Consider the following 26538-nt stretch of genomic DNA (forward strand, 5'->3'; position numbering starts at 1 on the left):
CTAATTTTAACAATGGAGGCTTGCATTTTCTATGCGTTAATTTTTTTACGCTTACCAATATTCTCCTTCCATTGTTTAAATAAGAATATAAAAAAGCTATCATCCTTGAATGTTATTTCAAGGATGATAGCTTTTTGCTTAGTGTTACCACCTCAATTTATCCATATACTACAATATAAACCTCTGCAAGTACGGGATGTAATTATATATTTTCTTTAATTAGTATATTTATTTTCCCAAATGATAAATTTACAGATATTTTGTATGTATTTTCTATTTTTATTCCTGAATATACCTCTTGAGGTGTCATTTCTAGTTCCATTCCCATATTGGACATATTCACTAAAAAAATTCCATTATGTAAATTTAGGAATTCACTAACTGATGCTTCTGCCATTTCATCAATAGAATTCAATTCTTCTTCTGCATATTTAGATGCAAATTTTATAAAAGATTTTTCCTCTGCCTCAATAAATGTAGATAATGATACCTTTCCATTTATGTCTTGTTTCGCAACAAAATTACATTTATATTCTTCTAACTTAACTACTTCATCTATAACCGCTTCGTTATCAATAAATCTAATCAAATTTCTCATCATTAATCCTAAATAACATTTAAGGACATCTTCTTTATTGCTGTCTTGAAATTTTATAAATTTATTTATCATCTCATTTATATCATCTTTTTGTATTGCGTCAAATTCCTTATCTGAAATACTATAATCATTTTTATATTCTTTTATTGCCTTTTCAAATTCTTGTAGTGTCATATATTCTTTATCTACAAGCGCTTGTCCTAATAACAAGTGTCCAAATTTTTGAGAAGATAATAATTCCTCTACTTGATCTTCTTTAAGATATCCCATTTCTACAGCTATTTCACCGAATTTTTTGTCTAGCTTTTTTTGTGCTTGATTAACTTCATCAGTTTGATTTGCAGTCATATATCCTGCATTTACAGCTAATACACCTAATTTTAACCTGGTTTCCTTTTGATACTCTAATCCATCATGCAGTTGCTTAGGGGTTAGATATTTTTTATTCAATAAATATTGACCAAAAAATTGAGTAAACATTAACTATTCCCCCTTCTTAATAAAGTTTCCAACTATTTTAGTGATTTGTTCTTGTTCCCAAGGTTTTTGAATAAATTCAAATGCACCTGCTTCAATAGCTTTTTTCAAATGTTCTTTAGTTCCTGATGAAGAGGCCATTACAACTTTGGCATTTTCATTAAAATCTTTTATTTCTGAAACTGCTGTTATACCATCTTTTACTGGCATAACAATATCCATAAATACCAAATCTGGATTTGTCTCCTTATAAATCTCCACTGCACATTGTCCATCAGTTGCCTCTAAAATATCAAATGAACCACATAACTTTAAGCTTTCCTTTAATTTTTTTCTCATTAACATTGAATCATCACAGATAAGAATTTTTAATAAACTCTCTGACATAACTGCTCCCCCTCTAATTAATCTTTAAAATTATACCATTCTAATTTTATAATTTCTCCTTATATATTTTCATAATTTAGCTCGGCATTTTTAGTTTTGTTATTACCGACTAACATTATACCTTTTATTATCGATACCAATAGCTCTTTAATTTAGCTTTTATTAACAGTAAACGTTATTAAAGAAATCTTTTACATACCAAATAAATCTAATTACTTTATTTATTTCATTATAACTTAAATTTATTTGTTCTAAAATATAAAAATTATAATCACTTAAATTTAAGTATAAGATTTGTACAATTTTGCATTGTAATTTGTCATAAAATCTTTTATCTTGCATTTCAATTCTAATTGTTCCAATGATTTTTCTTCATATCAACATGATTATCATCTTTAAAGGATACACCTTCTTCTAATAGCAGAAATCGTTGTTCATGCCATCCAGGAGCTAGCCTTCCAGCATGATTCACCACACGATGACATGGATATCTCCCATAAAATTCTGCCTGACTAAGAACCTTCCCCACAAGCCGCGCATTTTTGTCTCTACCAATAAGCTTAGCAATTTGTCCATATGTAGCTACTTTCCCCTCTGGGATTTCTTCAACAACGGAAAGTATTTCATAAATTAATTGTTCATTCATAATCTTTTTCATATATTCACCTATAATACAGATCTTCATTTGGATATTACCATACTTTTATGCAATATTTATATATTATTAACTGAAGATACATGTTTTTTACATCATCTTAATAACTATTTGAAATCATCTCTCTAATTATACAATATATTTTATATTTTTTTCTTTATTTTTCTATAATGTATAAATATCTTAGCATTTTCTATATATAAGAAAATATTAAAATATGGAAAAAGTTTATATCACTATTTTTTCAATGATATAAGCTTTTTTAATTCTCTTTTTGTACAGTTTGAATTTGTATACAAAATAATATTTTATAGATGTATCTTATCTAAGGCAACTATATATTATGAGCTTGATGTCTGTTTAATTGACAGTTCTTTAAATAGTTTAATTAATTCTGGATAAAACTCATTAAATGAAGGATATTTATCTCGATTATTCTCATATTCTTTCAATTTTTCAGAAATTGCGCTGATATAAATAAATTTCATGCCAGTATCTCTAGCTATATACTCTTCACTTTTTTCAAGTCCAAAAGTGTTTCGTAAAACACTGTAACTTATTGCTCTTACAATATGTTCATTTACACAACAATTCCAATCCGTGTATGCCTGCTTACTCATATCATCCTTTATAGGTAAAAACAAATTACTGTACTTATTAATTTCATCTATATTTTTTTCAGTTAATGGGTTTATATAAGAATGCCCGAATTCATGCACCACCATCTGAAAAAATTCTGCATCATCATTTGGTACAACCATAAAATCATATAAATCAAACTTTCCATCTTTTGCTGGCATTTTTATACCATAACCTCCTATTGATAATGGTTGAATTATAAAATTATAGCTGTTTTGTTTATATCCATAATAGTTTTGAATCTTCTCTATAAGGCCTAATTTATCAATCCTGTTTTTTACATCCGAAACGCATTTCTTGTAAAATTCATCATGACTTATATAAAAATCATCAAATTTAGATTTCTTTCTAAAATCTGATAATAAATCAAAAAACTTTAGTAACTTTTCCTTACCTCCTGCATTGGTTATAATCGTTTCAGGTAAAGAAATATCCTCTAAAAGCTTTAGATTATCATCAACATATAACATGGCATTAGGAGCTGTATCATAGGTAAATCCTGTTTCCATCATCTCTTTACATAAATTAATTACCTCTTCATTCTTATACTTTGAAAAGTAATTTGAAATGTCATCACTATATTTTTGATTATCTACATGCAAATTTTTCTTTAAAATAACTGGTGCATCTGCAAGATACTGCACCACGCCAAGCAGTTCAATTTTTGGTTCAACGCTCACATTGCATATACCACTTTCCTTAACAGTATTTGCTATCTTTTCGTTGACCTCAATTGTCTTGGTATTATTACTACTTGCACATCCAATACAATTCAATAGCATCATGCAAACTATCCCTAAGACTACTATCTTCTCTCTCATAATCATCATCCCCATCTTAATATTGATGCTAAACTTTTAGAAAACTTTTATTTTCCATCACTGTGTAACATAGTACCATAAAATCATATATTTAACAATAATTCAAAGTAAAGTATAAACTTATTACAACTCCATTTAACCACCTTATAATTAACTACATAAATAAAAATTCACCATATCTAAAGCTGTGATTTTAGATTACAAATATCTGAACATTGCAATCTATTTAAAATCGTTATTGAATTTAAATATTAGTTTATCTCCATCAAATGTTGAACCATGATTTTCTTCAAAGTTCCCATTTGTATAATCACTAATAGTTTTTCTCCAAAACTTTTCTCCCCTTGGATTCATCCCTGATGGAGCTACATATAATCCCCACTTTCCTAAAAACTTATCAAATATCTCCTTTGCTGCAATGGATGCAATATTTTTTCCTCTATACGGTCTTAATAAAAAGAACTCATAAACGTAAAAATCCATTCCTTCTGGTGCAAACTTACCAGTTGATACCAAGTCAAATCCAGCTGGTTTTCCATCTACCATTATAATAAATGGAAATAGATAATCTGGATTTTCAAACCAAGCATTTTGAACATCATATTGCTCAATTAAGGTTTTTGTAGGCCCATCCTCGTAAATCCCATATTCATTAGGTACATTTCCATAAATCTCTGACAAGTCATGCAGATATAGTGGATAAATATTTTTTATTATCTTTCCATCCTCTTCATTTGCCAAAACTACTTTAACTTCCAAAATTTCACCTTCCTTTTAATATTAATCAAAATAAATAGCATGCTAATTATAAATTTAATTAGCATGCTGATTATAAATATGACATTATATGTAAATTAAAATTTAACTTATATTATCTATCTACTTAAAATCAGATATAGTTTCCTTATAAAATTCTATAAGGAAATCATATCATAACTTTAAATAAACCTTCAATTTCATAAATAGTTATGGCTTAATTATGAGCACGATCTCTTCTGCTCTCTTATAATACGTCTTATACTCTGCTCTGATAAATAATACATTTGTGCTAAGTTCTTTATAGGCACATCATTATTATACTTTTGAAAAATTTCAATATCTCTATTTTTCAGCATATCTTTTGTACCACTTTTTTCTCCCCAAGCTTTTTGATTATTATTTTTTCTTGGTATATAAACAAATTCTCCATCAACATATTCTTGTATGACCCTTATAATCTCTTCTGGTAACACATTTTTTGCCTTAATATATTTCAATACTTTGCCCTCCTGTACTTTTATATATAGGATGCAAATACTACTCAAAGCTAAGTAATGCGTTACAAAAACCTAAGTTAATTAATATACATTTAAGCAATTTTTTATATTAGGCTCCTGACAAAGCATTGCTTTTTCGTTTCATTGTAGTCTTTGCAGGAGCAAATTTTAAACTTTCTAAAAATCATTTTGATTTTCATAATACCACAGCCTTCCTTATCTAATTAGATTACGTATAATAATTTAGAAAATATCTATAATCTAAAAGTATTCTCAACTACTCTTGGAAGGATACTATATACGGATTTACCCATTTTCAATTCAAAATACTCCTTTATTTCAAACGTTGCCTTCCATTTTAGTGTAGTATATTCATTTATTCCATGTCTTAGTGCTGCTTCTATCATCCTTTTCTCTATAAGATAGTAACCATCAATAAATGCCAATGAATCACATAATTGAATGAGCCTATCATAATCATCATATTCAGTGCTTTCTAAATACTGTTTTACAAATTCATACTCTTCTTTAGTACAATCCCACTTTCCAAATGCAGATTTTATATCCTTACAATCAAATGAATGAGTAATACATACCTTAGCAACTCGATAGAAACCTTTTTCCATTAAAAAATTATATCCATCTAGAATATGCCTCATGCCAGTTATTCCAAATCTTCTGCCTATATCATGAAGCATTCCTAATATTGATGCAACCTGTGGATCTAATCCATCACAATTTTCTGCTATAATTTGTGCTGCTTTACTGGCATACATAGAATGTTTTATCCAAGACCCTGGATTTAATTCTCCAGCCTCATGCAAAAATGCTTCTGCCTCTTCTATAGTTGGCATCCCTTTTTTATCATTGTTTCCTAACATATTTAACTCCTTAAAATTCTAACACTTAATACGTTATAATTTACCATTCTGTAATACTTCTATATTATATATCACAAAAACAAAACTTACCATATTTCTTTTAATATGGTAAATCACTTCTAATAATTTTATATCCAATTTTAGCGAAGTTCCAATTTATATATGCTATGCTTCGCCTTTTATTCTTCTAAGCTTATTTAGTATTTTATAGTATTTTTTATTTATTCACATGATATTTATATTATAGATATAATCGAAAAAATGAAACTGACTTTTTCCTTTTATCAGTTGTTGATTTATAATTAAAATTTACCTGCAAATTCATACAGAATTGATTCAATATAATATCTATAGTCATTGACTATTTTTTTACCACTCTTATTGATTATTCCGAGATTCTAAAGTTGTAAAAATAACATATGGTACAAATAATCCAGATAAACCAGAGTATATCCCCTTCGCATTAAAAAATATAATACTCATAATTGCAAAAAATAAACAAATCACATAATATATACTTGCAATTATCATATTAGCTTTTTCACCTGTTCTAAAACCGGGTACATTTTTTAATATTGACTTTATAGATAAATCCCTAATATCTACTTTTTCTTTTTGATTAGACTTATACTTTGATTTGTAATATATTAATATAATCATAAGTATACTCATACAGAATAACTCAAAAATTATCTTCCTATAATCCCTTATGTATATATTATAAGAAACTCTAATCAGAAAACTTATAAAAGTAAATATATAAATTTTATCTATTGCATCTAGCTTTTTTAACTTCATACTTTTCTCATCTCACTAATTCAATTATTAATTTAGCTTTCCCAAATTAGCCAACTAACCAGTAATACTTATACTTTCATATTACTAAATGTTATCTATACTGAACTATTACGTTTTATTATAAGATTATTCATCAAATCTACTCAATAAACTGGAATTTATAATGCTATTTTTCAATAGCTTTCTGCAAATATACTAAAACTATATTCATTGTAGTTATAAGTTTTGAAAAACGTGTATATGTTGAACTACCTTCTTTAGCATTGTTAAGCCCTGTTGTACTTTTATTTTTGATTGAAGTAATTTGTACAACTGCTTTTTCTAATTCCTCTTTTGAATATTGATTTTTTTGATTCATCAATAAGGCTTTAGAAATGTATAAAGCCTTAATCCTATTTTTAGATAGTGACAACGAAGGTGAACCCTCCTTTAATTTGGTTTGTACCTTTTCGCAATTAACTATTGTTGATTCAATTATTCTTAAGGTATCTTTAATCTGTCGTTCTGTAAATGAATGCATGACATTAAGCTCCTAAATCCTTATTTATCTATATTATATCAAAAGCGGTATTACTTTGTAATAACTTACTAGAATTAAATCTCTAAAAGCGATTGCTTGGTTTGATTATTAAATTTAATTTTATATGAAAATAAAAAATGAAACTGACTTTTTATTTTATCAGTTTCATTTTAATATGTTGCTATAAAATTTTATTTACCTTAATAATCTTTTATCCCATGAATATATAGTCTAAAATAACTCCTTCAAGTCCACTATATTCTTCCATTGGCTCCCAAACTTTTTCTCCTTTAGTGAAGATTAAACTTACAGTTTGTGGTTCTGCTTTTGCTGTGCCTGCTGCAATGGAATCACATATATATTCTAATAATTTCTTTTGCACTTCTTCTTTTGACATATTAGGATTATTAGTATAATCTGCTATAGCTTTGTTTTGAGCATCTTTAAATATTTTATCCATATCAAAAACTTTTAGTTTCAAATCAAATTTTTCAACTTTTTTATCTGCTGAAGTTTGCTTTATTTCATAGCTTAAATTAGATAAACCTTTAATTAAACTTTCTTTAAATTTAGCTTTAACTTCATCTGTTATTACACTTTTATCAACATTATCTCCAGCAAAGCTCTTCATAAGCTTATTTTCTTTATCTTGTACAAGTTTATTATAACTGTCTTCTGTAAATCCTATCTTGTCCATATTTGTTTTATCATTTTTTAATAAAACATTTAAGAATATTTTAGCACTTTCTTCTGCTGATACCTTTGGGCCTCCACAAGAAATCAACATTGTTGATGATATTACAGTTATTAAAAATACTGCAAAAAATTTTTTTAAGTTTTTCATTAATATTTCTCCCCTTATTTGAAAAATTGTTATTTACAATTTATATTTTACTTAGTAAGAAAGCCATTGTATTGTATAATTGCGACATATATGCCAATTTAAAAATTATTATTAAAAATGTTTTCTTTAAATCTATATAAAGTAATAAAAATAAATTTTTGCAAAGAAAAAGCACCTGTTAATACAGATACCATAACTATAAACATTCGTAAACTATCATTTGGCATTTATATGTTTCCGAGTAGACTTGAATATCTACTTATAAATTTTCTTGTAGCTAAAATGACTTTTGTATTAGAGCTTTTTCCAAATATCCTTGGCCTTATAAAAATTGATAAGGTGCATAATTATATAAAATTTCTATAAAATATTTTTTATCAACATAAAGGTAATCCTCATTTGTTAACTTAAACTCATTTTCTACATCTGTTATTTCTTGCAAATTAGCAGTATCTTTTTTATCAGTAATAAATTCTAATTTTGAAAAATCAAACATTCTATCAACTCCTCAAACAACTATTATATCATTTTTAGTTATCATCTCGAAAAGTGGCGTAATAACAACAATGACGAAGTACCCCTCTATAGCAGATATCATCTTCTTTTTTTATTTTTTTCATCCCACATTTTTTCATTACTTGAATACTTGCATAGTTATTCTCAAATGCCCCTGCAACTATTTGACGAAAGCCATATAGAAACAGCTCGTCTATTACCGCTTTCAACATTTCGGATGCATATCCTTTATTCTGATAATCAGGATTAATAACATAGCCTAATTCAATTACTCCGTCACCAATTTCTACATCATTTACAAATCCAATCAATTTATTACCGATGTAAATACCACGTTCGTAGTGTTCTTCAGAATAAGAAAAACCTTGAAGCTTTTTAAACATATTAATAGCCTCTTGTTCAGTTTCAAAATCAGGAATCATAAAATTCTGCTTTATTTTTTCATTTGTTAATAAGTCAATCATTGAATTCTGGTCAGCATCTTCATATGGTTTAATTTCCAATCTTTTTGTATTTATTACCTTGTCCATTTTTAGTCCTCACTTTTCATTATTGATATTGGGAATTATAAAAACACTCTAAAATTCTAATAATAATTTTCTAATTCAAAATATTATAATCCTCAAAAACTTGTCTAATTCCAACCTCGGCTTCTAATGTTGCAATTAAGTTTTCATCCTTCTCTCTTTTATCATTGTTAGTAAAATCTCTTATAGATTCTTTGTCAGAATTGATAAAAACTAAACTCTTTATTTCTTGCATTTCCATTTTAAGTGATAAATCTTTATTATGTTTATTTAAGATTTCAACAAGTTCCTCTCCATTTATCAATAAGTCAAGTTTAAAAATAGCTGACAGAAAATTCCTTTCTCCACCACTTTTTAAATAGCAAGGTTTTAAGCTCTTTACAATAGCTTTGTTTTCTATTTGTATTCCTAGTTCCTCTGAAATTTCTTTTTTTATATTATGCTCTAAATCTAAAAACTCCCCATTAACATCCTCTTTATCAATTCCACCACCAATAAATTGTAACTTGAAAGGAAAAGCTGTACATTCATTCATTTCTCCAATAGCAAACCTATTATCATTAGTTTCAATTAGTACAGAAGTATAAATAACTCTACAATCATTTTCTTCATATTTGTTTTTATATGTTGTATATAAAAAATGTGCATAGTTAGTTAATCCAACATATATGTGTATTTCATTTCCGTTAATCTTTGTTTTTTCAATAGAAAAAACATCCCCATTGAAAAGTTTTTTACCTGTTTTTAAAAGACTTTCCCAATGGCTTTCAACTCTTTTACTATACTCTTCTGGTAATGATATTTTCTTATTTGTGTAATATATTTTTACATTGTCATTAAACTTTAAAACATTAATTTCTTCCATAAATCCCAATTCCTTTACTACTTTTTTAATGCACAACATTCTATGCAATTACAGTATATTTATTTTCTTCATAATTCATTAAAAAATAAAGCCAAATTTTTCACATCATTTATTGCAATAATATCTTCTTTTGCTGGTATCTTATCCGTGTTATGACTATAAATTACTGGTTTAATGTTCTTTGAATTCATATGATGTAAAAGTGTACGTGCTGTATCATATGCTCCTTCAATATGCCCATCTCCACCACCAACTAAAATAACACCACCTTTTTTACTTTTTAGAATTGGAACTTCTTTTCTAAAAAATCTTGCACTAAAATACGTTTGAAGCCTGCTTGTAATTGCTAATAATTGTCCTGTAAGTTGTGAAAAGTAGATTGGGGAAGCTATTAAAATATTATCGCATTCTTGTATGTATTCATATACTTCTTGCATTTCATCATTATGACAGCAGCCTTTATTTTGCCAACAATATCTGCAATCCACACAAGGCATTATATTACAGTAATATGCGTTTATAATTTTATGTTCTCCATCTAAATGTTTAATAAGTTCATTTATAAAAGTCATAGTATCACCATTTTTTCTTGGCGAACCATTAAATATAAGTGTTTTCATTTAGTCTTCTCCTTGTATAATTACTACTACAAACTATAATTTAATTTGCATCTCTCAAATTTTTATTTAGAACCCATCCGATAATACCATCTTTTTTAGCTAGAGTTTGTAAACTTGATTTTTCAATTATAGAGACTCTATCTCCTTTTTTAACAGAAAGAAAATAATCCGTACAATCATAACAACACATTCCATCTTCAGTTTTAAAAAGCTTATCATTTTTTATCCAAAGCTCATGATTTGAAGAAATATGCCTACATAAACTGAATTCTTTTCCATCTTTTAATACTTCTACTGCATTATCCATCCATGAAATCTGAATTGTATTTGAATTTGGAGCTTGATCTCCTATAATTTCATCCGTTACAAAATCATCAACTGCATCAAAAGTAATACTTCCATCCCCATTAATTATTAGTGCATTCAACTGGCCTTCATCTTTAATCATATTTCCGCCATCAATACTAATAATTTTTTGTTCTTCGTTTATAATTGGATTGCAGCATCCTCTTTGTTTTCCGTAATTTGCAGTTGGCCAATGTCCAACAATCACATATTTAGAAAAAACTAATCCTTCCTCAATAAATGCATCACGCTTTACAACCTCACTAACCTTTTGTTCTTCTAAATTATCAGATTTAATGCCTGCATGAACGAAAATAAATTTCTCCGTCTCAATAATATGTGGTAATTGTTCTAACCAATTAAGTTCATAACTAAAATTTTGCTTTATTTGCTCCTTAATATATTTAATATCTGATTTTTCATTTACTTCAATTGATAACTGCTGACACATTTCATTTAAAATGCTATTTTTTCGGAACATCATATATCTTAAAAGATTTTCATCATCCTCCTCGCTTTTTATATCTTCCCAAACTGTGTCACAGTTTCCGCTAACCACATGAACCTCCCTTATCTTTGATAACTCAATTATATATCTTAAAGTCTCTAAGCTCATTTCTCCTTTTTCAATTAAGTCTCCAACTAAAATTAAAACGTCTTTTTCAGAAAAGCATATCTTTTCTAATAATCTTTTAAAAGCGTTTAAATTCCCATGTATATCACTTATTGCTATAACTCTTTTATCTTTTTCAACTAAAATTCTTTTTACTGTAGCTTTCATAAAATCTTGCCCACCTTATTAATATTCAATTAAATACATGACTTAAAACTCTATTTTTCCTAATCTTCTAACCATTCAATTTTTAATACAATTTATATGTAAACAGCATTAGGACGTTTACGTATAACTCCAAATTATTTTTCCAGCATTCGAATATACGTTCTTTTTTTACAATAACATATATACCTATTATTGTAAATATAATTCAATCTTTAAAATATATTGTTTTTAGATTAATATATAAACTCCAATTTAATCAGCATTATTATATACAAGTCTTTATATTCACAGGATTTATTATAAATTTTATTCTACTAACAAAATAAGAAGGAGAGCCACCTCCAGTTAAATCTGAGCTTGGTTCTCCTCCATTCCTTAGGTATATATCAAGTTGTCATTAGTAGTAAGTTTTAACCTTTCTACTACATTAGCTCTTTAGACTAGACAGTAACACATATAATCTGAAATCCACAAATTGAAATTTGTAGATTTCAGATTATATGTGTCAGCAAATAAATAATAATAATAATAATAATAATAATAATAATAATAATAATAATAATAATAATAAGGTGAATATTCATCTTGGCGGTATGTTTGCTATTAGTTCCCGGTATAGTTGCTCTGTACTTTCGCTGTTATATAAACTTATATATACATCTTTCTTATCAGTTAGTTCAATCTTTATTGTTGGAGATGATTTCGTTTGAACAAAGAGTAAAGTTTCACCGAGGGTATCTGATTTGAAATTTCCTTTTAAAGCTCCTCCCATACCTCCATAACCATTAATTCTTCTGCCAATACCAATATTACTCATGCTTTTCTCTATGAGAGATATATTAGCAACTTCAGAGAAGTCAATGTTTAATCCATACATAGCTTTTATTTGTATGCGGTCATCAAGTATGCTTACGCTAGGGTCTTTTTCACCATAAAAAAATAACGCAGCTATGGCAATAAAAATTATTGCAGAAATTGAAGTTATGGCTATAATAACCGCTTTGGGCGTCTTTGATGTTGACTCATCAGTTTTGTAAATAACCGATGTACTTCTGTATTTATTATAAATCCGATTATATGTAACGATTAATACTACAATTCCTGGGACACATATAATTACTAATAAAATGACACCTGATATAATGTTGAAAAGTGACAATATACCTGTCACAACCATACAAACAGTATAAATTGCCCACATCAAACCATTCGCGCGATTGTATGAGGGAATATCCGCTATCTCTTCAGGTTTTACGGTACTTCCTGACCAAAAGTGCATAGGGTCTTTACGTTTGAATGCCCAAAGAGCGATTACCCCAAAAATCAATGAACACAACCAACATATACTGGCAAATATGATATTCCCAAACGACATTACTGTTTCCTCCTTGCCATCTTTCGAAAATGCAAATACTCTGAACTTTAAATTTCAATTTATCTTTAAAATATTTATCTGATTTTTATAAATATAATACTGTTAACTTTTGTGATATGACTGTTTTTCTCCCCACTTTTCTAAAAAATACTCTGTATTGGGAAAGGTGCCTAATCTCCATGCCATATCGGTTAAATGCTATATCCTAATGGTTAGGACTTATAATAAAGAAATTTAGACAAACTAGAATATTACACTAAATCAATGTGATATTCTAGTTTGTTATTCATTTTTAATAATTATATAATCACACCTGATTAAAAATAACTAGCAAGCAATTTATAAATAGTTAGTTCACTTTTATTTTCCTCAATAGTTACATAAAAAACAAATGGAAAAATTATCAATATAGGAACTATACTAGCCCAATATGTTTTTGTCTTCAAAAACATGAAACTATAGTTATTTGATAATAATTTAATCTACATAAGATAAGCTTAACCAGCTTTCCATCATAGACATGATTACTATTTCAAATCCCCTATTCTAATTATACAACACATTTTTGAATTTTTCCTTTATTCTTCCACAATGTACAAATATTTTTATAATATGATATTTATCTTAAATTATAAATTTCTTATGCTTCTATAAAAGATGAAATTTATAACTTTGAAATTCTTAGAATAACCACTTTCTTCTTAACACTACTAATAATAATTCCTAAACTCACACAAAATTGTTCAAAAAAATGAAACAGACTTTTTTAATAACACATTTAAAAATATTTTAACACTTCCCTCCGCTGATACTTTTGTCCATCCACGAGCAATCAACATTGTTAATGATATTACAGTTAGAAAAAATACTTCAAAAAATTTTTTAAGTTTTTCATCAGAAAATTTTCTCCTATTTAAAATTATTATTAACAAAATATATTTTAAACAGTTCCCAAAAAGTGTATTGTACAAACGCCACCTTTTCTTTATTTATTGTTTAAATAGTTATTAAAAGTCTCTCATACCTCATGTTTACTATAAATATTTATCTATGTTTATATTTTTCTATGTAAATATGAATATAGATTTCTATAAAACTAGGTTTCTATTTAAATTTATTAATATGTAAATAGTTTTATATAAACCTTTAACCCTATTTATATATTTATAGTATAGTTGGAACAATTATTTACATTTATATATTGTTTTATATTTTTGTAGTCAAAATTTTTTTGACTTCATGAAAGTTAAGTATTGCAATATAACAAGCTTCTTAAAAAATATTTTTTAAGTACATGCAAAAATATTTCTTTATAGCAAGTTTTAAATATTTATCTAATATTTTTTCGTTAGCTGCAATCCTCAAACAGACAAATAAAGCCTTGATAAGTTGTACTTAACAAGACTTTATTATTGCATTATGTTATTTATAATAGCTTGATTCCATTACCAGCTTCCGCCGCCTCCACCACCAAAGCCACCGCCTGAATCTCCACCAGAATATGAACCATCTGATGGAGATGATGTCATATTATTTTCATAATTGGTTAAGTTGTGATTAAGAGCAACCATAAAATACATCAAGCTGAAATTTTCATTATTTTGATTGTTAAACCATGTTGGTAAAGGACTTGAAATGTTTGAAAATTTATCTGTCCATTCTTTTGATAAACCAAAGGCATAAGCATATGGAAGTATATCGTAGATATAAAATTCATTTGCTTCAATATTATTTTTAAATGTAAAGCTTTCTTTCATTTGTATATAGTTTTTAAAGCCCATTAATTTACTAAGCCAAGTATTATATTGATCCGTTCTCCTTTTAGAATATGCACCTAATATCATACACACAAATGCTGAAACTGCACTTACATAAGCTTCAAAGTTACTAGTATAATCAGCAGTCACTTTTCCTATAAGGCCTAAAATTAATAAACAAATTACAATTGATATAATTAACCCTATTTTAGATTTTGTTCTTGAACTCTTAACTAAATATCCTATAACTGCAGCATAAATTAATGTAACTAAAAAAGTGATTATTCCTACTGCTATCCCAGCATATAATGAAAAATCATATACTCCAACAGTCTTACCAACCATTAATCCAATACTCAGTCCTGCAAATATGAAACTAACCCATTGAGCTAAAACACCAGTTTTTGTATATAGACTTTTTGTAGAATCATCAAAGTATCTAACAATAGAAGCATTTACTGTTGAAACTGTAGAATAAAAATTATTATTAAGTTCTTTAGCTGTAACTGTAGCTCTTTCCTCAAATAGCTTGTTGAACATTAATTTCTCATAATCCTTCATTTCATTGTCTGCTTCCCTTAATTTTGTAAGAACAAAATCATTATTTAAATCACTACAAATATTTAAATATCCTTTATTCGCCCAATATATTATCAAAGCTACTGTATGTCGTGATTTAATGTTTCCTTCTAATAAATAACCGGCTTCAGCTGGATTAAAATTATCAGGCGGACTTATTATTTCTTCACTTGCATATATTCTTTTATTTCTACCCCAAAATAAAAATAACAAGAAGCTTAAACCCACAAAAATTTCATATAATAAAGTTAAATCTATATTTTTTTCATCTTTAAAGCCATAAAAATATTCTTCTGGAAGCTTAGCTCGAATTGTAACTCCTGTTCCTGGAGGTAAAAACAAAGCATTTACCTTTCCCTCAATAGTATTTCCGTTAATAATATAAGAAACTTGCTCGTCAAGTGTTTTTGAATTTGAAAATCCAGAAGTTATACTTACATTGTTTTTATCAAAATCCTTAGGCATATGGACTTGAAAGGTTATATTACTTATTGCTGTATCCCATTCATGACCAATTAAATTATAGTAAAGCTCATCATATTCCTTATTATTATCATTTCCAATGTCATAACTAAATTTTATAACATAAGTATGCTTACCTTTTAAAGTTTTATCCCCTTCACCTATTTTTAATTCTAAATTCTCACCTTCTACGCTTTTTTCATATTCAATAGCTTTTCCTTTTTCATCTGTAACATTAATATTTCTAATATCAGATACATGTTTTTTTACAATAGTATTATCTTTTAACGAATCAATTTTTGCTGACAAAGGGATTTTTCTATAAATCCCATGCTTTTCTTCATGAAAGTCTGCAGTTATGGTTTCAGTAACGTCTAAAACATTATCAGTATTTACTTTTACATCAACATTATATGCAGCTATATCATAACTAGAATCCCAAATTATGTTGTTAGTACTTGAAGAACTGGAATCTGCAAAGGCTGTTTTTAAATGCAGAAAAAATAATACCATGAACATAATAACTACTAAAAATAATATTTTAAGAATTAAGTTCAATAAACTTTTTCTTATTTCTATCATATATTACTCACCTTCAATCAATTTATCCTTTAAGCAACACAATCATTTTTTATATTTTACTTAGCTTTCTGCTAAGATATACTCCTTGAATTATTACTAGCATGCTGCAAACCATTGCCATAACCTGTGCTGCTTGATCACTAGCTGTCAAAAGATCAAAGCCACCATGCCAAATTAAAACAGGTATAACACTAAAACCACTTCCCTTGCTTAGCCAAGCTAAGAATATTGAACCAAAGGTAAGACTTATGGACCATCCAATAATACCAAAGCCCATATTCATATAATTTTCATTAAACCAAAAAGCAGGCAGATGCCACAATATCCAAATGACTGAAACAATTAATGCACTCCCTTTAACAGAAAATTTCTTACAAAGTTCTGGTAATAGAAACCCTCTCCAGCCAGATTCTTCACCTAAACCAAAGGTTAAAATCCAAATTAAAGATGTTTCTAATAAATTAAAGCCTGGGAGTTTATTAGTTAATCCGAATTGAGCAAAATCAGGCCAGCTTCCTATAATTAACCTATGAGCTATTACTGCAGCAATCCCATAAAATAAAGGAAAGCCTAATGCTATAAAAAGCCATTTAGCTTTAAACCTAATTGAATATGCACGCTTTAACCATTCCATAAAAGCTTTTCCCCCTCCAATAAAAAATGAAGTTACTACTGCTCCTATAAATGGTCCAAAGGAAGCAAGATAAAATTGCCCTGATATTATGGGCACTTTAGCATCAAACTGCTTATTCAGTAGTAATGGAAGCCACAATATCCAAGTAAAACTATAAGATACTACAATAAATACAATAACTTTTTTAAGATTCATAAGCTTCTCCTTTTATTAAGTGAAAATCAAATATATAACAAGTTCATTTGCTAGCTTGCTTTCTACTTGTTATTTATTTCATTTCCACAATATCTATAAATAATCACCTTCAGTAATAAATTTAGCCCGTATTTTTTCAGCTGGAGGCAATGGTCTTGAATTTTCAAGGAAGCAATCATTTTTTACAATGTTCCAAAAAGCCTGTTCATCTTGAGCTTCTGAAATAACCATCCAAGGGAAGCCATAACCAGATTTTGTTTTCCAAAACTCTATATAAAAGCCTCCAAGTTCTTCATAAAAGCTATCTCCTTCAGGCTCTCCTTCAAATTGCCCAAGTAATTCGGCACTTGTCCAATTGTTTTGAACTGTAAATTTCACTAGTACTTCATCTCTTTTTTTATCCAATATTTCTTCAGCATTTTCGCCTTCATTTTCAATAGAATTATTCCAAGCAGGTTTAGTTACCTTTATTAATAGAAATTCAGATTCATTGTTCATATTACTTATTTTATATAAAAAATACACATTTAACGGAACTGCCAATTGCATACCTCCCTAAAGTTTTTTAACATATTTTATAGTGTTGTAAGTAGGGCTTCTACCATGTCTTCTCTATTCATTTTTCTTGCTACATCTATTGCTGTATCTCCCACTTCAACAATGTCATAAGCAGAGGAAACTTTGGCCAGTCTATCTACTCCAAAATCCATAAGTAAATTTATTACACTTATATTTCCAGCAAGTACTGCCCCAACTAATGGAGTAAAACCGTATTTATCAGCAGCATTTACATTTGCTCCAAGCTGTAAAAGCTCGTTAGTCGCCTTAAAATCACCAGCATCAGCTGCTCCATGAAGAGGTGTGTAATTATTTGCATTTTCAAAATTTACATCTGCCCCTGCTTCCACAAGAGGTTTAATAAATATTTTACCACCTTTTTGAGCTGCAAGGTGAAGTGGAGTAAAGCCATAGTTAGTAACTTTATTTGTATCTGCTTTATTTTCAATTAGTATTTTAAATATTTTAAAATGTTCCTCAAGTCTGTTGCTTTTCACTTCTTCGCCAATTCCATTTATAGTTCTTGTTATAGAATAGTCACTCCAATCTGCTGCAAATTTGCATATATAATGAAGTGGTGTTTGACCCTCATTGTCAATACAGTCTACTTTAGCCCCTTTTGAAATTAAATATAATAGAATGTTTTTATAAGCACAAATGCAAGCATGAAGAAGGGGTGTGCCATTTCTGCTATCCCCTTTTTCTAAATCAGCTCCCTTATCTACTAAGTATTTTACCATTTCCAAGTTTTCACCACGGCAGTTTCTAATTGCACAAATAAGAGGAGTATATGCAAGATCATCTTTTTGAGAAAGGTTAATATCTGCACGTGCCTCTAGTAAAATTTCAATTATTTCTTTATTTTCAAGAGCAATGGCCCAGCAAAGTGCTGTTTCTCCTTTTTCTGAAGGTTCATTTGGAGACCATCCCATGTCTATTAATTTTTTTATTCCCTCAATATCTCTATTAAAAATTAAATCAGTAAAATTCATTTTGTTTTCCCTTCCTTTACTATCATTCATTTTCAACTAAATTAGTAACTAATTAGTTTAATCTAATGTTCTATTTTATTCATCAACCTTCAACTCTTCTTGTTCTTTTTCATTGATACATATATTTCTCGAATACTTAACAATACAATTAAATTTACAACTATCAATATTCCTACTGCCTTATACATTTCTTTATATAATTCCTCAAAATGAGGAATAATTGACTCATAAAAATCTAACCATAAGCACATAACAAAACCAAAAATACCACAAAAGTAGCTAAAAATTCTAACAACCTTGTCATAGCATAAAGGACTTTTTAATATAAAAAATAGAAAAAATATATTTATAAACAACATTAACACAGTTCTATAAAACTCATAATAAAAATCCCTATACATTTTAATTAAATAAATATCTCCAAAGGTCTGCTGCATATAAAACCAAAGGCTTACAATGGTGAAACGCTTAAATATAATTGTGTATTTCCAAGTAATTGACGTTCCTGGAGTCACACTTTTTTTATTAGCTTTTAGATTTGCTACAATAATCAAAATACTTATTAAATTAATTATAGAATACTGATATACAAAAGCTTTATCAACATACTTGAGATTTCTTATCCAATCAAGGACAAAGAAAGAAACAAGTCCTAAAACCACAACCTTCCAACCCATCTTTTCAATACTTATCTTTTTGCTTATTAATCCAAGTAATATAACTACTGCTCCTTCAACAAACCAAACGACTGGTATCCAAGTATAGGAAACAAAAATAGGAGTAAGGATGATTATTATAATGAAAACTAAAGATAATATTTTACTTGTCAATTGCAAATTAATTCCTTCCTCCATTAGTCACTTTTTCACTACAGCTTTCAATTTTTTATAGGTTCTTTTCAGTTAATAGCATATTATTCAAAATATCTTCATCAACATCTAAAAAATAATATGCTTTGGAATTCAGAGATTTTTTTAATGCATTTAAAGAGACTTTAAAATTCTTAGTTACCGCTTTTATTAATTCTGGTGTATTAATTTCATATAGATTTTTATAGTCTTTTAGCTCCCTTTGAAAAGCTAATAATCCATCAATTTTGCAAATAGTATATTTACTCTCCATTATTTTAGCAAGTGCGGAACCCATAAAGAAATTGCCGCTACTTACCTTACCAACTACATTACTTGCACAAGTAGGAAAGTCATCATGATGCATAGCAACAATCTTTCCACTTTCCAACATTAAAAAGAAATAAAAATCGCCAAAATCCGTTGCAATTAATATACCTGGAAAATATTCATTCTTGTTTCCCATATTAAATAATTCAAAATATGTATAATAATTATTACAAGTTTTACTTATGCCATTAAAATTCAAAGGTCCTTGTATATTCTTTATTAAAATTGTTTCTTCAATAAACTTTTGAACTCCTTTATCAAGCTTTTTTAATTTAAAAGTATCCTTAAGTTCTTTGAAAAAGCCTTTGAAATTATTTTGAATTATTGCCTTATATGCTTCTCTTTGAAGACCAGAACCTTGAGCTAAACTTTCAATTTCTTTTTTACTTAAATACTCCATAGCTTTCCTCCCATAATTTGCTCATTACCTAAAAATAGTTTTCCTTATGTTCCTAGTCTCATTACTTCAGCAGGCATCTCTCCATTTATTGAAAATAATCCTCCAGTAAACGATAAATACAGCTCAAAATTCATAGGCTTTAATTCTGTGATATCCCAAGTGCCACCGAGTGCAATTGCTGGTGTTGGGCATAATACTTGTTTAGGTAAAAGCTTAATACCAAAACTTTTCCATAACTCAAAGCGAGGAGCACTAATTATTTCTTCCATGGTATCAATATTACCCAAATCATTAATAAATTCTATTAGAGAATAATCCGATTCTACAATTTCTCCATATTGAGTATTGATTAAATAAAGATATTCACCAGAGGTTAACATTAGAAAGCCAAATACTGATGTTCCAAATAATTTCATGCCCTTTGGCAGATAATTTTCCCAGCCGCCAAGACTGTTTACTTGTTCCCTAACAGATAATATTGATATTAATCCATCTGCAAAAATTCCTCCACCTATTTCACTTTCAAATAGCCTTAAGCTTTCAGAATTAATTAACTCCGTATTATATATACGTAAGCCCGTTAATTCTTTTGGTTTTCCAAAAGCTTTTTGAAACTGCTCAAATAACATTAACTTCTCCCCTTATTTCACTTTCAAAAAATTATCACTCTATTTATAAAGAATATGTTTCTTATACTAAATTATAAAATTTAAATATGAAACTGTATTGTAAAAAAACGACACCAAAATATGATGTCGCTTTTTATAAGATTTCATTATATCCAATGACTAAAATAATCTTCATCCCAATAATACCATCTTGAGTTATATAGTTCTTTAGGGCATTGATATATAGCTGGATCATTTTTTCCCAGTGCTTTAGCAAGAGAGGAAAAAGAAACACTGCTGCTTGGTATCTCATCTTCTGAAAGATCAACATGCTGCCAGTCCTGAAGCTCTAAAAAACAATCTAATTCTCTTTTCTTAATTTCACATTTTTTTAATAATTCCTCTTGAGTAAGAAAGAATTTATTTTCATATAAATGTACAAGTAACCTTAATATTTTAACAGGTGTTGGTATTGATAAATCCTTTGATATCTGAGCAGCTTGCCATTGATTTTCAGAAATAGATAGTTCCATAAGCTCTCCTCTCAAGAGGATTTTAAACTCGTTTGGATTTAAAATAAAATCATTATTGTAATTCCAAAAGGGAAAACCATCTACTTCCTCAAATACTTGTTCTGCAAATAACAAGCCTTGTTTATCCAGCATACTCCCATAGACAAATATTTCATTTATAAATTCATTACCTTTTATGAAATTAATAATTTGAAATACAATCAACCATTCTTCCTTTGAGCTTCTAAAAACATTAAGCCTCATTGCTGCATTATAAGCATTATAATTATTGGGCATTGGAAAATTATAATTTAATGCTTCATTGTTTAAAATATCTAAAATATCTTTTTCTAAGATACATTTATCCATAAGAATTTCTCACTTTACAAAACTATTTTTTAAGTTATATTATCAAAAGCATTTCTTTTCTTATAAATTCCTATTTCATATGCATATATTGTGTCCAGTGAGGTTTCAAAATGAAAATCCCCCTGCTTTAAAAATACTGTGAGCCCAAAGTCACCAAAGCATTCATCCAAGGCTTTGAAAAATCTTTCATTTTCTTCTACAAATGAATTGTTAAGGCATACCTCCACAGAACAAATCAAAGAACCTACTTCATCTTTGCAATTTTCAAAACTGTCATATTCTTCTCTTACAGGTGCCAACATAAAAAACATAATACTCTCATAGATGTCATACCCAAAGTCTTCTTGTATCATTCCTAAGTTATCAGCTATATCTACAATAATTCCTTGAAACAGGCATTTTATGATATCTTCTTCTCCAAGCTCCAAGGCTAAATTCAAAGCATCATACTTTTTTTCCTTATAGTTAACTATATTGGCTCCTAAGGATACAAATAGTTTTACAAGATCTCTTTTTCCTTTTTGGATTGCTAGAGTTAGAAGATCTTCTACACCACTAATAGGTTCCTCCAAATTCATTTCTTTATTTTCTTTTAAGGCTTTAATGATTGCTATATCATCAGCTTGCAAAGCCTCTAAAAAAAACTTATAACTATCTGAAGGTATACTTTTTGTATTTTTAAACCTTGTCTTTTTTAGTTCTCTCTTACTTAAAACCCTTTTTATCCACAAGGGTTTTATTTTACTTTTTAATATGGACTGAATAACGTCGCTATAGCCTCTAAATAAAGCATCTTCTTTAACTCTATAACCTTTAATTTTATCTGAATAAGCTTCCTCTAAACCAGTAGTATCAGCACCTAGCTTAATCAAATACTCTTTTATTTCTCTCAATTCCTGAACCTTAGCTAGTATCACTGCTGTGTTTCCGTTTTTATCTCTAATATTAATGTCTGCACCAGCTTCTATTAGCATATAAATACATTCTACATGTTCATTAACAATAGCATTCATAAGCACGCTTCCGCCATTTCGATTTAAGGTGTTAACCTTTGCCCCTTTATTAAGCAGCCATTTTACAGCAGCTATGTGATTGTTTCTCTCAGCATCTATAATAGGGTTATCTTCTAATGGAAATGGATTAAGCTCAGCACCCTTTTCTAAAAGCAATTCCATAAGCTCTATTTTTCCTGAAGCTGCTGCATAGTTCATTGCTACATCATTTCCATATCTACTTTGCCTAACGTAATTTACATCAGCACCTCTTAAAAGCAGTTTTTTAACTGTTTCTAAATCTCCCATAGAGCAGGCAACCATCAGTGGAGTTTTTCCATAGGCTCCTGGTAAATTTACATCTGCACCTTTTTCAAAAAGCAAATCTATTATGGATTCATATCCACTTTCAATAGCTTTAATTAGTGCAGCATCCTCTGTATTACTATTTTTATAACTAGGCGAGATTCCTTCTGATAACATGACCTCTACTGCAGCCTTGTCACCAAGGGAAATGAAATTTAAAAGTAAATCTCCATTAACAACTTTTAAATTTTCTGCTAAAACCTTTTTATATAAATCATAAAATTCCTTTTTCACCTTGTCACCTACTTCCTTTAAAAACTAACCTCATTGCTGCTTCCCATTGCTCCTTCTAATTAAACCACCTTAAATCCAGAATACCATCACTTTCTAACCTACTCATTAAATCTGCTCTATCCTTTCCTGCTGCATATTCTGGGCAAAAATAGTATACTTCCCACTGAAAAGTGTTAAGGTAAGCAGGAATATTCTTGAAGTATAACTGAAGCCAGTCCTTTCCTGCAGCAATAAGTTCTATCCCATAGAGCTTATCCCATTCTTCTATTTTTTCAATTATATCTTTAGTGGAAAGATTATAATATAAAGAAGAAGTATTATAATAGCTTAAAGCATCATATGGATTATCAACTTTTATAAAAGTTATTTGGGTTATATCTTCTTTTCTTTTATTGCTGATAAAAACTAAAAAACCTAAAGGCTTTAAAATTTCTCTTAATTTTATTATTTCGTCTTCTATAGAAGCTTTTGAGCTTAAGTTTAAGTCCACGGAAAGCTTTACTTCAAACACCCAGTGCTGCTTTCCTTTTTCCTTTATCAAATATTTATTTACAAGATTATTAGCCCTATTAAGCTTTTCACTGGAATATTTAACGCTTAAACCAGACTGCATTAAAGCTTCAATTAATGCTCCTTCTAGTAAAAGCTTTAAAATTCCTGCCTGCTTTAGTTTAGCTGCTTCCAAAAGAGGTGAAAACTCTTTTTTAGAAATATCTAATACCTTTGCTCCTTCAATAAGGCTCCTTCTTACCAAATCTGGGTTTTCTTGAGTAATTCCTTCCTTTAGCAAATTGTTTAGCTGCTTGGATGCTTCTAGAGAATTATTTCTCAAATTTTCACACCTTAATTTCCACATGGTTTTTTCAGCCCTATATTCTCCTCCGTTAATTATTCCAAGTAGCACTTCCTTAATGTCCTGAAGTCCTTTATCCTCTGAAAGGCTTACTGCTGTATTACCTTCATTATCTTCTTCCTTTAAAGCTATGCCCGCTTCTATAAGAGGACTTATACACTCATAGCTGCAGTTTTTCAAAGCAATTATAAGCGAATTTTCCTTTTTCTTATTTAAAATATTTATATCCGCACCTTTTTTAATTAAAAATCTGAGTATCTCTACTTGATCCTTTCGTGCTGCTTCCATTATTGGTGTGAAGCCTTCTATAGATACAGCATCAATTTCTGCACCACTTTCTAATAGTAGCTTTATTATGGAATAATTACCTTCTGCTGCAGCCTTATGCATTGGAGTAATATTAAACTTATTTTTAAAATTAATTTCAGCACCATGCTCAATAAGAAGCCGTACTATAGCTTCATTTCCCATAATGCATGCCTTCATTAAAGTACTTTCTTCCTCTTTCCCTAAAGTATTAACAACTGCACCACTTTTAAGAAGCGTTACTACCTGCTTGAAATTATTCATCTCAATTGCTGCTTCTAACGCTGTCTCACCTGTTTCCCTTACTCTTGCATTAGGATTTATACCTTCTTCTAATAGTATTTCTACTATATCCTCCCTGCCTTCTTTTATCCACTCTATTAAGCCTTCCTCTGGCATTTCTTTTGCCATACTTCTAATAGCAGCCCAATAATTCTTATAAAACAGATGATCTAATATAATTCTTTCACATTTTTTATTAGCTCCTCTATATTCAGATTTGGAAATACTAAGAGCTGTATTGCCATATTTATCAGCTGCCATAGGATCTGCTCCTGCTTCTAAAAGCTCAATTAATATATCAATATTTCCTTCTTCCACAGCCTTTATAATAGGATTTCCCCAATAGCAAAATAAATTCACATCTGCCCCAGCTTTAATGAGAAGAGAAACTATTTTTTTATTTTTCTGACTTACTGCCAAATAAAGTGGATCATATCTTGAAGTATCTTTAGTTTGGAGATTAACATTAATTCCTTGGTTAACTAGAAATTCAGCTGCTTCACTGTTACCATTATTTATTGCTTTCATCAAGGCAGAATAGCCTTCATAGTTAACCTCATTTATATTTACCCCTGCCTTAAGCAAAAGCTCTATATTTCCTAGTCCTTCTTTTGCAACTGCCTTAACCAATACTGGCTTTTTGCAATTAATGGCTGCTCCATTTTTTAAAAGTAGCTCCAGAATATCACTTCTTCCTGTAGCAGAAATATAAACAGCATTTTCTCCAGAAGAATTTTCTTTATTAAGATCTGCTCCTCTTTCAATTAGAAACTTTACAAGTTCAAGTTGCTCATGTTCACAGGCAAGCATTAATGGCGTATTGCCAAAAACAGTCCTAACATTTATATCTATTCCTTTATTTAAATATTCCTGAACCTTCGATAAATCTCCTTCCAATATTGAGTTAAAGAAATTCACTATTTCTATTCCTTCTGCTAATGCTCCTTGCTCCTTTAAAAAAGCTGCTCTTTCCTCTTTTTTAAACCATATAGCAGCCATATAAGGTGTCCATCCATAAAAATTTTTTATGTTCACATCTGCCCCTGCCAAAATTAAAATTTTTATTTCATCAATATAATTGTAATCTTCTGCTGAAAGGAAAACTAATAAAGGTGTACCAATGTCAGAAGTAGTATTTAAATCTGCTCCTGCTTTTATTAGCTTTCTTATAAATGAAATATTTTCTTCATATTCAGGGCGTCCATACATAATTTTTGAAGCATTAACTGTAGCTTCCCATAAAGCTGTAGTACCATAAACGCTCTTCTGGTCAATTTCTGCGCCACTTTCTATTAAAAAATCTAATATCTCTTGACGATGATTGTTTTTCTCAAGCTCTTTGTATTTTATAACACTGGATAAACAGGTATATCCTTCTCCAGATAAAACCTTCATATCTGCTCCACAGTTAATTAAAAACTTTACTATTTCAGGTTCATCCCAATTGATAGCTGTATGCAAAGGAGTATCCCTATATTCATCCATAAGTTCAATATCTGCACCTTGAGAAACTAAATATTTTACAACTTCTAGATTTCCTTTTTCTATTGCCCTCATAAGAGGAGTAGTTCTGTCAAATTGAAGATTTACTGGCATACCTATAGAAATATAAGCTCTAATCACCTCTAGATCTCCAGTTTCAGCAGCTTCAAAAAAAGAACTTTTTCCTCTTTCATCAGTTTCTGGATAGCAACCTTTTTTTATTAGAAGTTCTTCCTGTTCACTATATTTATTATTATCCAAAAAAGTCACCTCTTTTCTATAATCATTTATT

General features: G+C 28.9%; 26 protein-coding genes. All 26 read right to left on the minus strand.

The annotated features are described in order from the left end of the window. Positions 1-202 precede the first annotated feature (202 nt). The 26 genes from GXK56_RS15445 to GXK56_RS15570 all read right to left on the minus strand — a co-directional run bounded on the left by GXK56_RS15445 (position 203) and on the right by GXK56_RS15570 (position 26507). Complete coding sequence (locus GXK56_RS15445) at positions 203-1078, minus strand: hypothetical protein (protein ID WP_160688967.1); 876 nt, start codon at positions 1076-1078, stop codon at positions 203-205. A 3-nt stretch (positions 1079-1081) separates the two neighbouring features. Continuing rightward, positions 1082-1462, minus strand: a complete 381-nt coding sequence (locus tag GXK56_RS15450) for a response regulator (protein ID WP_160688969.1) — start codon at positions 1460-1462, stop codon at positions 1082-1084. Between the two features lie 349 nt (positions 1463-1811). After that, the gene (locus GXK56_RS15455; RefSeq protein ID WP_160688971.1) at positions 1812-2120 is read right to left on the minus strand and encodes a methylated-DNA--[protein]-cysteine S-methyltransferase; all 309 of its coding nucleotides are present in this window, start codon (positions 2118-2120) and stop codon (positions 1812-1814) included. A gap of 338 nt (positions 2121-2458) precedes the next feature. Continuing rightward, positions 2459-3577, minus strand: a complete 1119-nt coding sequence (locus GXK56_RS15460; protein ID WP_160688973.1) for a DUF4932 domain-containing protein — start codon at positions 3575-3577, stop codon at positions 2459-2461. A 222-nt stretch (positions 3578-3799) separates the two neighbouring features. Further along, a complete protein-coding gene (locus GXK56_RS15465; RefSeq protein ID WP_160688975.1) occupies positions 3800-4336 on the minus strand; it encodes a GNAT family N-acetyltransferase in 537 nt (178 codons plus the stop codon). Between the two features lie 218 nt (positions 4337-4554). Continuing rightward, the gene (locus GXK56_RS15470; protein ID WP_160688977.1) at positions 4555-4833 is read right to left on the minus strand and encodes a CD3324 family protein; all 279 of its coding nucleotides are present in this window, start codon (positions 4831-4833) and stop codon (positions 4555-4557) included. A gap of 254 nt (positions 4834-5087) precedes the next feature. Continuing rightward, the gene (locus GXK56_RS15475; protein ID WP_160688979.1) at positions 5088-5714 is read right to left on the minus strand and encodes an HD domain-containing protein; all 627 of its coding nucleotides are present in this window, start codon (positions 5712-5714) and stop codon (positions 5088-5090) included. Between the two features lie 378 nt (positions 5715-6092). Further along, positions 6093-6374, minus strand: coding sequence for a hypothetical protein (locus GXK56_RS15480; RefSeq protein WP_160688981.1), 282 nt, complete (start codon positions 6372-6374; stop codon positions 6093-6095). A gap of 304 nt (positions 6375-6678) precedes the next feature. Continuing rightward, a complete protein-coding gene (locus tag GXK56_RS15485; RefSeq protein WP_160688983.1) occupies positions 6679-7032 on the minus strand; it encodes a hypothetical protein in 354 nt (117 codons plus the stop codon). 211 nt (positions 7033-7243) lie between these two features. Then, a complete protein-coding gene (locus GXK56_RS15490; RefSeq protein WP_160688985.1) occupies positions 7244-7876 on the minus strand; it encodes a hypothetical protein in 633 nt (210 codons plus the stop codon). A 322-nt stretch (positions 7877-8198) separates the two neighbouring features. Then, entirely contained in the window at positions 8199-8372 is a 174-nt protein-coding gene (locus GXK56_RS15495) for a hypothetical protein (protein WP_243156141.1), read from the minus strand. A 34-nt stretch (positions 8373-8406) separates the two neighbouring features. Then, positions 8407-8922, minus strand: a complete 516-nt coding sequence (locus tag GXK56_RS15500; protein ID WP_160688987.1) for a GNAT family N-acetyltransferase — start codon at positions 8920-8922, stop codon at positions 8407-8409. 70 nt (positions 8923-8992) lie between these two features. After that, complete coding sequence (locus GXK56_RS15505; protein WP_207710272.1) at positions 8993-9784, minus strand: hypothetical protein; 792 nt, start codon at positions 9782-9784, stop codon at positions 8993-8995. 68 nt (positions 9785-9852) lie between these two features. Further along, positions 9853-10404 (minus strand): flavodoxin family protein, encoded by a 552-nt coding sequence (locus GXK56_RS15510; protein WP_160688991.1) that lies wholly within the window; start codon positions 10402-10404, stop codon positions 9853-9855. A gap of 40 nt (positions 10405-10444) precedes the next feature. After that, positions 10445-11530, minus strand: a complete 1086-nt coding sequence (locus tag GXK56_RS15515; protein ID WP_160688993.1) for a metallophosphoesterase — start codon at positions 11528-11530, stop codon at positions 10445-10447. A 580-nt stretch (positions 11531-12110) separates the two neighbouring features. After that, on the minus strand, positions 12111-12905 hold the full coding sequence (locus GXK56_RS15520) for a hypothetical protein (RefSeq protein ID WP_160688994.1): 795 nt from the start codon (positions 12903-12905) through the stop codon (positions 12111-12113). A gap of 1445 nt (positions 12906-14350) precedes the next feature. Further along, on the minus strand, positions 14351-16285 hold the full coding sequence (locus tag GXK56_RS15525; RefSeq protein ID WP_160688996.1) for a DUF2207 domain-containing protein: 1935 nt from the start codon (positions 16283-16285) through the stop codon (positions 14351-14353). A 49-nt stretch (positions 16286-16334) separates the two neighbouring features. After that, positions 16335-17114 carry a CPBP family intramembrane glutamic endopeptidase gene (locus GXK56_RS15530; protein ID WP_160688998.1) on the minus strand — a complete coding sequence of 260 codons (780 nt, stop codon included), beginning with the start codon at positions 17112-17114 and terminating at the stop codon, positions 16335-16337. Between the two features lie 93 nt (positions 17115-17207). Further along, positions 17208-17657 (minus strand): hypothetical protein, encoded by a 450-nt coding sequence (locus tag GXK56_RS15535; protein WP_160689000.1) that lies wholly within the window; start codon positions 17655-17657, stop codon positions 17208-17210. A 32-nt stretch (positions 17658-17689) separates the two neighbouring features. Continuing rightward, entirely contained in the window at positions 17690-18664 is a 975-nt protein-coding gene (locus GXK56_RS15540) for an ankyrin repeat domain-containing protein (protein ID WP_207710273.1), read from the minus strand. An 89-nt stretch (positions 18665-18753) separates the two neighbouring features. Next, positions 18754-19494, minus strand: coding sequence for a hypothetical protein (locus GXK56_RS15545; protein ID WP_207710274.1), 741 nt, complete (start codon positions 19492-19494; stop codon positions 18754-18756). Between the two features lie 55 nt (positions 19495-19549). Next, the gene (locus tag GXK56_RS15550) at positions 19550-20242 is read right to left on the minus strand and encodes a hypothetical protein (protein WP_160689005.1); all 693 of its coding nucleotides are present in this window, start codon (positions 20240-20242) and stop codon (positions 19550-19552) included. Between the two features lie 44 nt (positions 20243-20286). Continuing rightward, entirely contained in the window at positions 20287-20871 is a 585-nt protein-coding gene (locus GXK56_RS15555; RefSeq protein ID WP_160689007.1) for a hypothetical protein, read from the minus strand. A gap of 146 nt (positions 20872-21017) precedes the next feature. Further along, on the minus strand, positions 21018-21731 hold the full coding sequence (locus GXK56_RS15560; protein WP_160689008.1) for a hypothetical protein: 714 nt from the start codon (positions 21729-21731) through the stop codon (positions 21018-21020). Between the two features lie 29 nt (positions 21732-21760). Beyond that, on the minus strand, positions 21761-23323 hold the full coding sequence (locus GXK56_RS15565) for an ankyrin repeat domain-containing protein (protein WP_160689010.1): 1563 nt from the start codon (positions 23321-23323) through the stop codon (positions 21761-21763). Positions 23324-23378: 55 nt separating this feature from the next. Further along, entirely contained in the window at positions 23379-26507 is a 3129-nt protein-coding gene (locus GXK56_RS15570; RefSeq protein ID WP_160689012.1) for an ankyrin repeat domain-containing protein, read from the minus strand. Positions 26508-26538 lie beyond the last annotated feature (31 nt).

This window comes from Clostridium sp. C2-6-12, from assembly GCF_009928485.1.
Classification (GTDB): domain Bacteria; phylum Bacillota; class Clostridia; order Clostridiales; family Clostridiaceae; genus Clostridium.

Excerpts from the sequence above, each read along its gene's own strand:
- GXK56_RS15445 (WP_160688967.1), bottom strand. The coding sequence starts at position 1,078 with ATGTTTACTCAATTTTTTGGTCAATATTTATTGAATAAAAAATATCTA.
- GXK56_RS15450 (WP_160688969.1), bottom strand. The coding sequence starts at position 1,462 with ATGTCAGAGAGTTTATTAAAAATTCTTATCTGTGATGATTCAATGTTA.
- GXK56_RS15455 (WP_160688971.1), bottom strand. The coding sequence starts at position 2,120 with ATGAAAAAGATTATGAATGAACAATTAATTTATGAAATACTTTCCGTT.
- GXK56_RS15460 (WP_160688973.1), bottom strand. The coding sequence starts at position 3,577 with ATGAGAGAGAAGATAGTAGTCTTAGGGATAGTTTGCATGATGCTATTG.
- GXK56_RS15475 (WP_160688979.1), bottom strand. The coding sequence starts at position 5,714 with ATGTTAGGAAACAATGATAAAAAAGGGATGCCAACTATAGAAGAGGCA.
- GXK56_RS15480 (WP_160688981.1), bottom strand. The coding sequence starts at position 6,374 with ATGATTATATTAATATATTACAAATCAAAGTATAAGTCTAATCAAAAA.
- GXK56_RS15485 (WP_160688983.1), bottom strand. The coding sequence starts at position 7,032 with ATGCATTCATTTACAGAACGACAGATTAAAGATACCTTAAGAATAATT.
- GXK56_RS15490 (WP_160688985.1), bottom strand. The coding sequence starts at position 7,876 with ATGAAAAACTTAAAAAAATTTTTTGCAGTATTTTTAATAACTGTAATA.
- GXK56_RS15495 (WP_243156141.1), bottom strand. The coding sequence starts at position 8,372 with ATGTTTGATTTTTCAAAATTAGAATTTATTACTGATAAAAAAGATACT.
- GXK56_RS15500 (WP_160688987.1), bottom strand. The coding sequence starts at position 8,922 with ATGGACAAGGTAATAAATACAAAAAGATTGGAAATTAAACCATATGAA.
- GXK56_RS15505 (WP_207710272.1), bottom strand. The coding sequence starts at position 9,784 with ATGGAAGAAATTAATGTTTTAAAGTTTAATGACAATGTAAAAATATAT.
- GXK56_RS15510 (WP_160688991.1), bottom strand. The coding sequence starts at position 10,404 with ATGAAAACACTTATATTTAATGGTTCGCCAAGAAAAAATGGTGATACT.
- GXK56_RS15515 (WP_160688993.1), bottom strand. The coding sequence starts at position 11,530 with ATGAAAGCTACAGTAAAAAGAATTTTAGTTGAAAAAGATAAAAGAGTT.
- GXK56_RS15520 (WP_160688994.1), bottom strand. The coding sequence starts at position 12,905 with ATGTCGTTTGGGAATATCATATTTGCCAGTATATGTTGGTTGTGTTCA.
- GXK56_RS15525 (WP_160688996.1), bottom strand. The coding sequence starts at position 16,285 with ATGATAGAAATAAGAAAAAGTTTATTGAACTTAATTCTTAAAATATTA.
- GXK56_RS15530 (WP_160688998.1), bottom strand. The coding sequence starts at position 17,114 with ATGAATCTTAAAAAAGTTATTGTATTTATTGTAGTATCTTATAGTTTT.
- GXK56_RS15540 (WP_207710273.1), bottom strand. The coding sequence starts at position 18,664 with ATGAATTTTACTGATTTAATTTTTAATAGAGATATTGAGGGAATAAAA.
- GXK56_RS15550 (WP_160689005.1), bottom strand. The coding sequence starts at position 20,242 with ATGGAGTATTTAAGTAAAAAAGAAATTGAAAGTTTAGCTCAAGGTTCT.
- GXK56_RS15555 (WP_160689007.1), bottom strand. The coding sequence starts at position 20,871 with ATGTTATTTGAGCAGTTTCAAAAAGCTTTTGGAAAACCAAAAGAATTA.
- GXK56_RS15560 (WP_160689008.1), bottom strand. The coding sequence starts at position 21,731 with ATGGATAAATGTATCTTAGAAAAAGATATTTTAGATATTTTAAACAAT.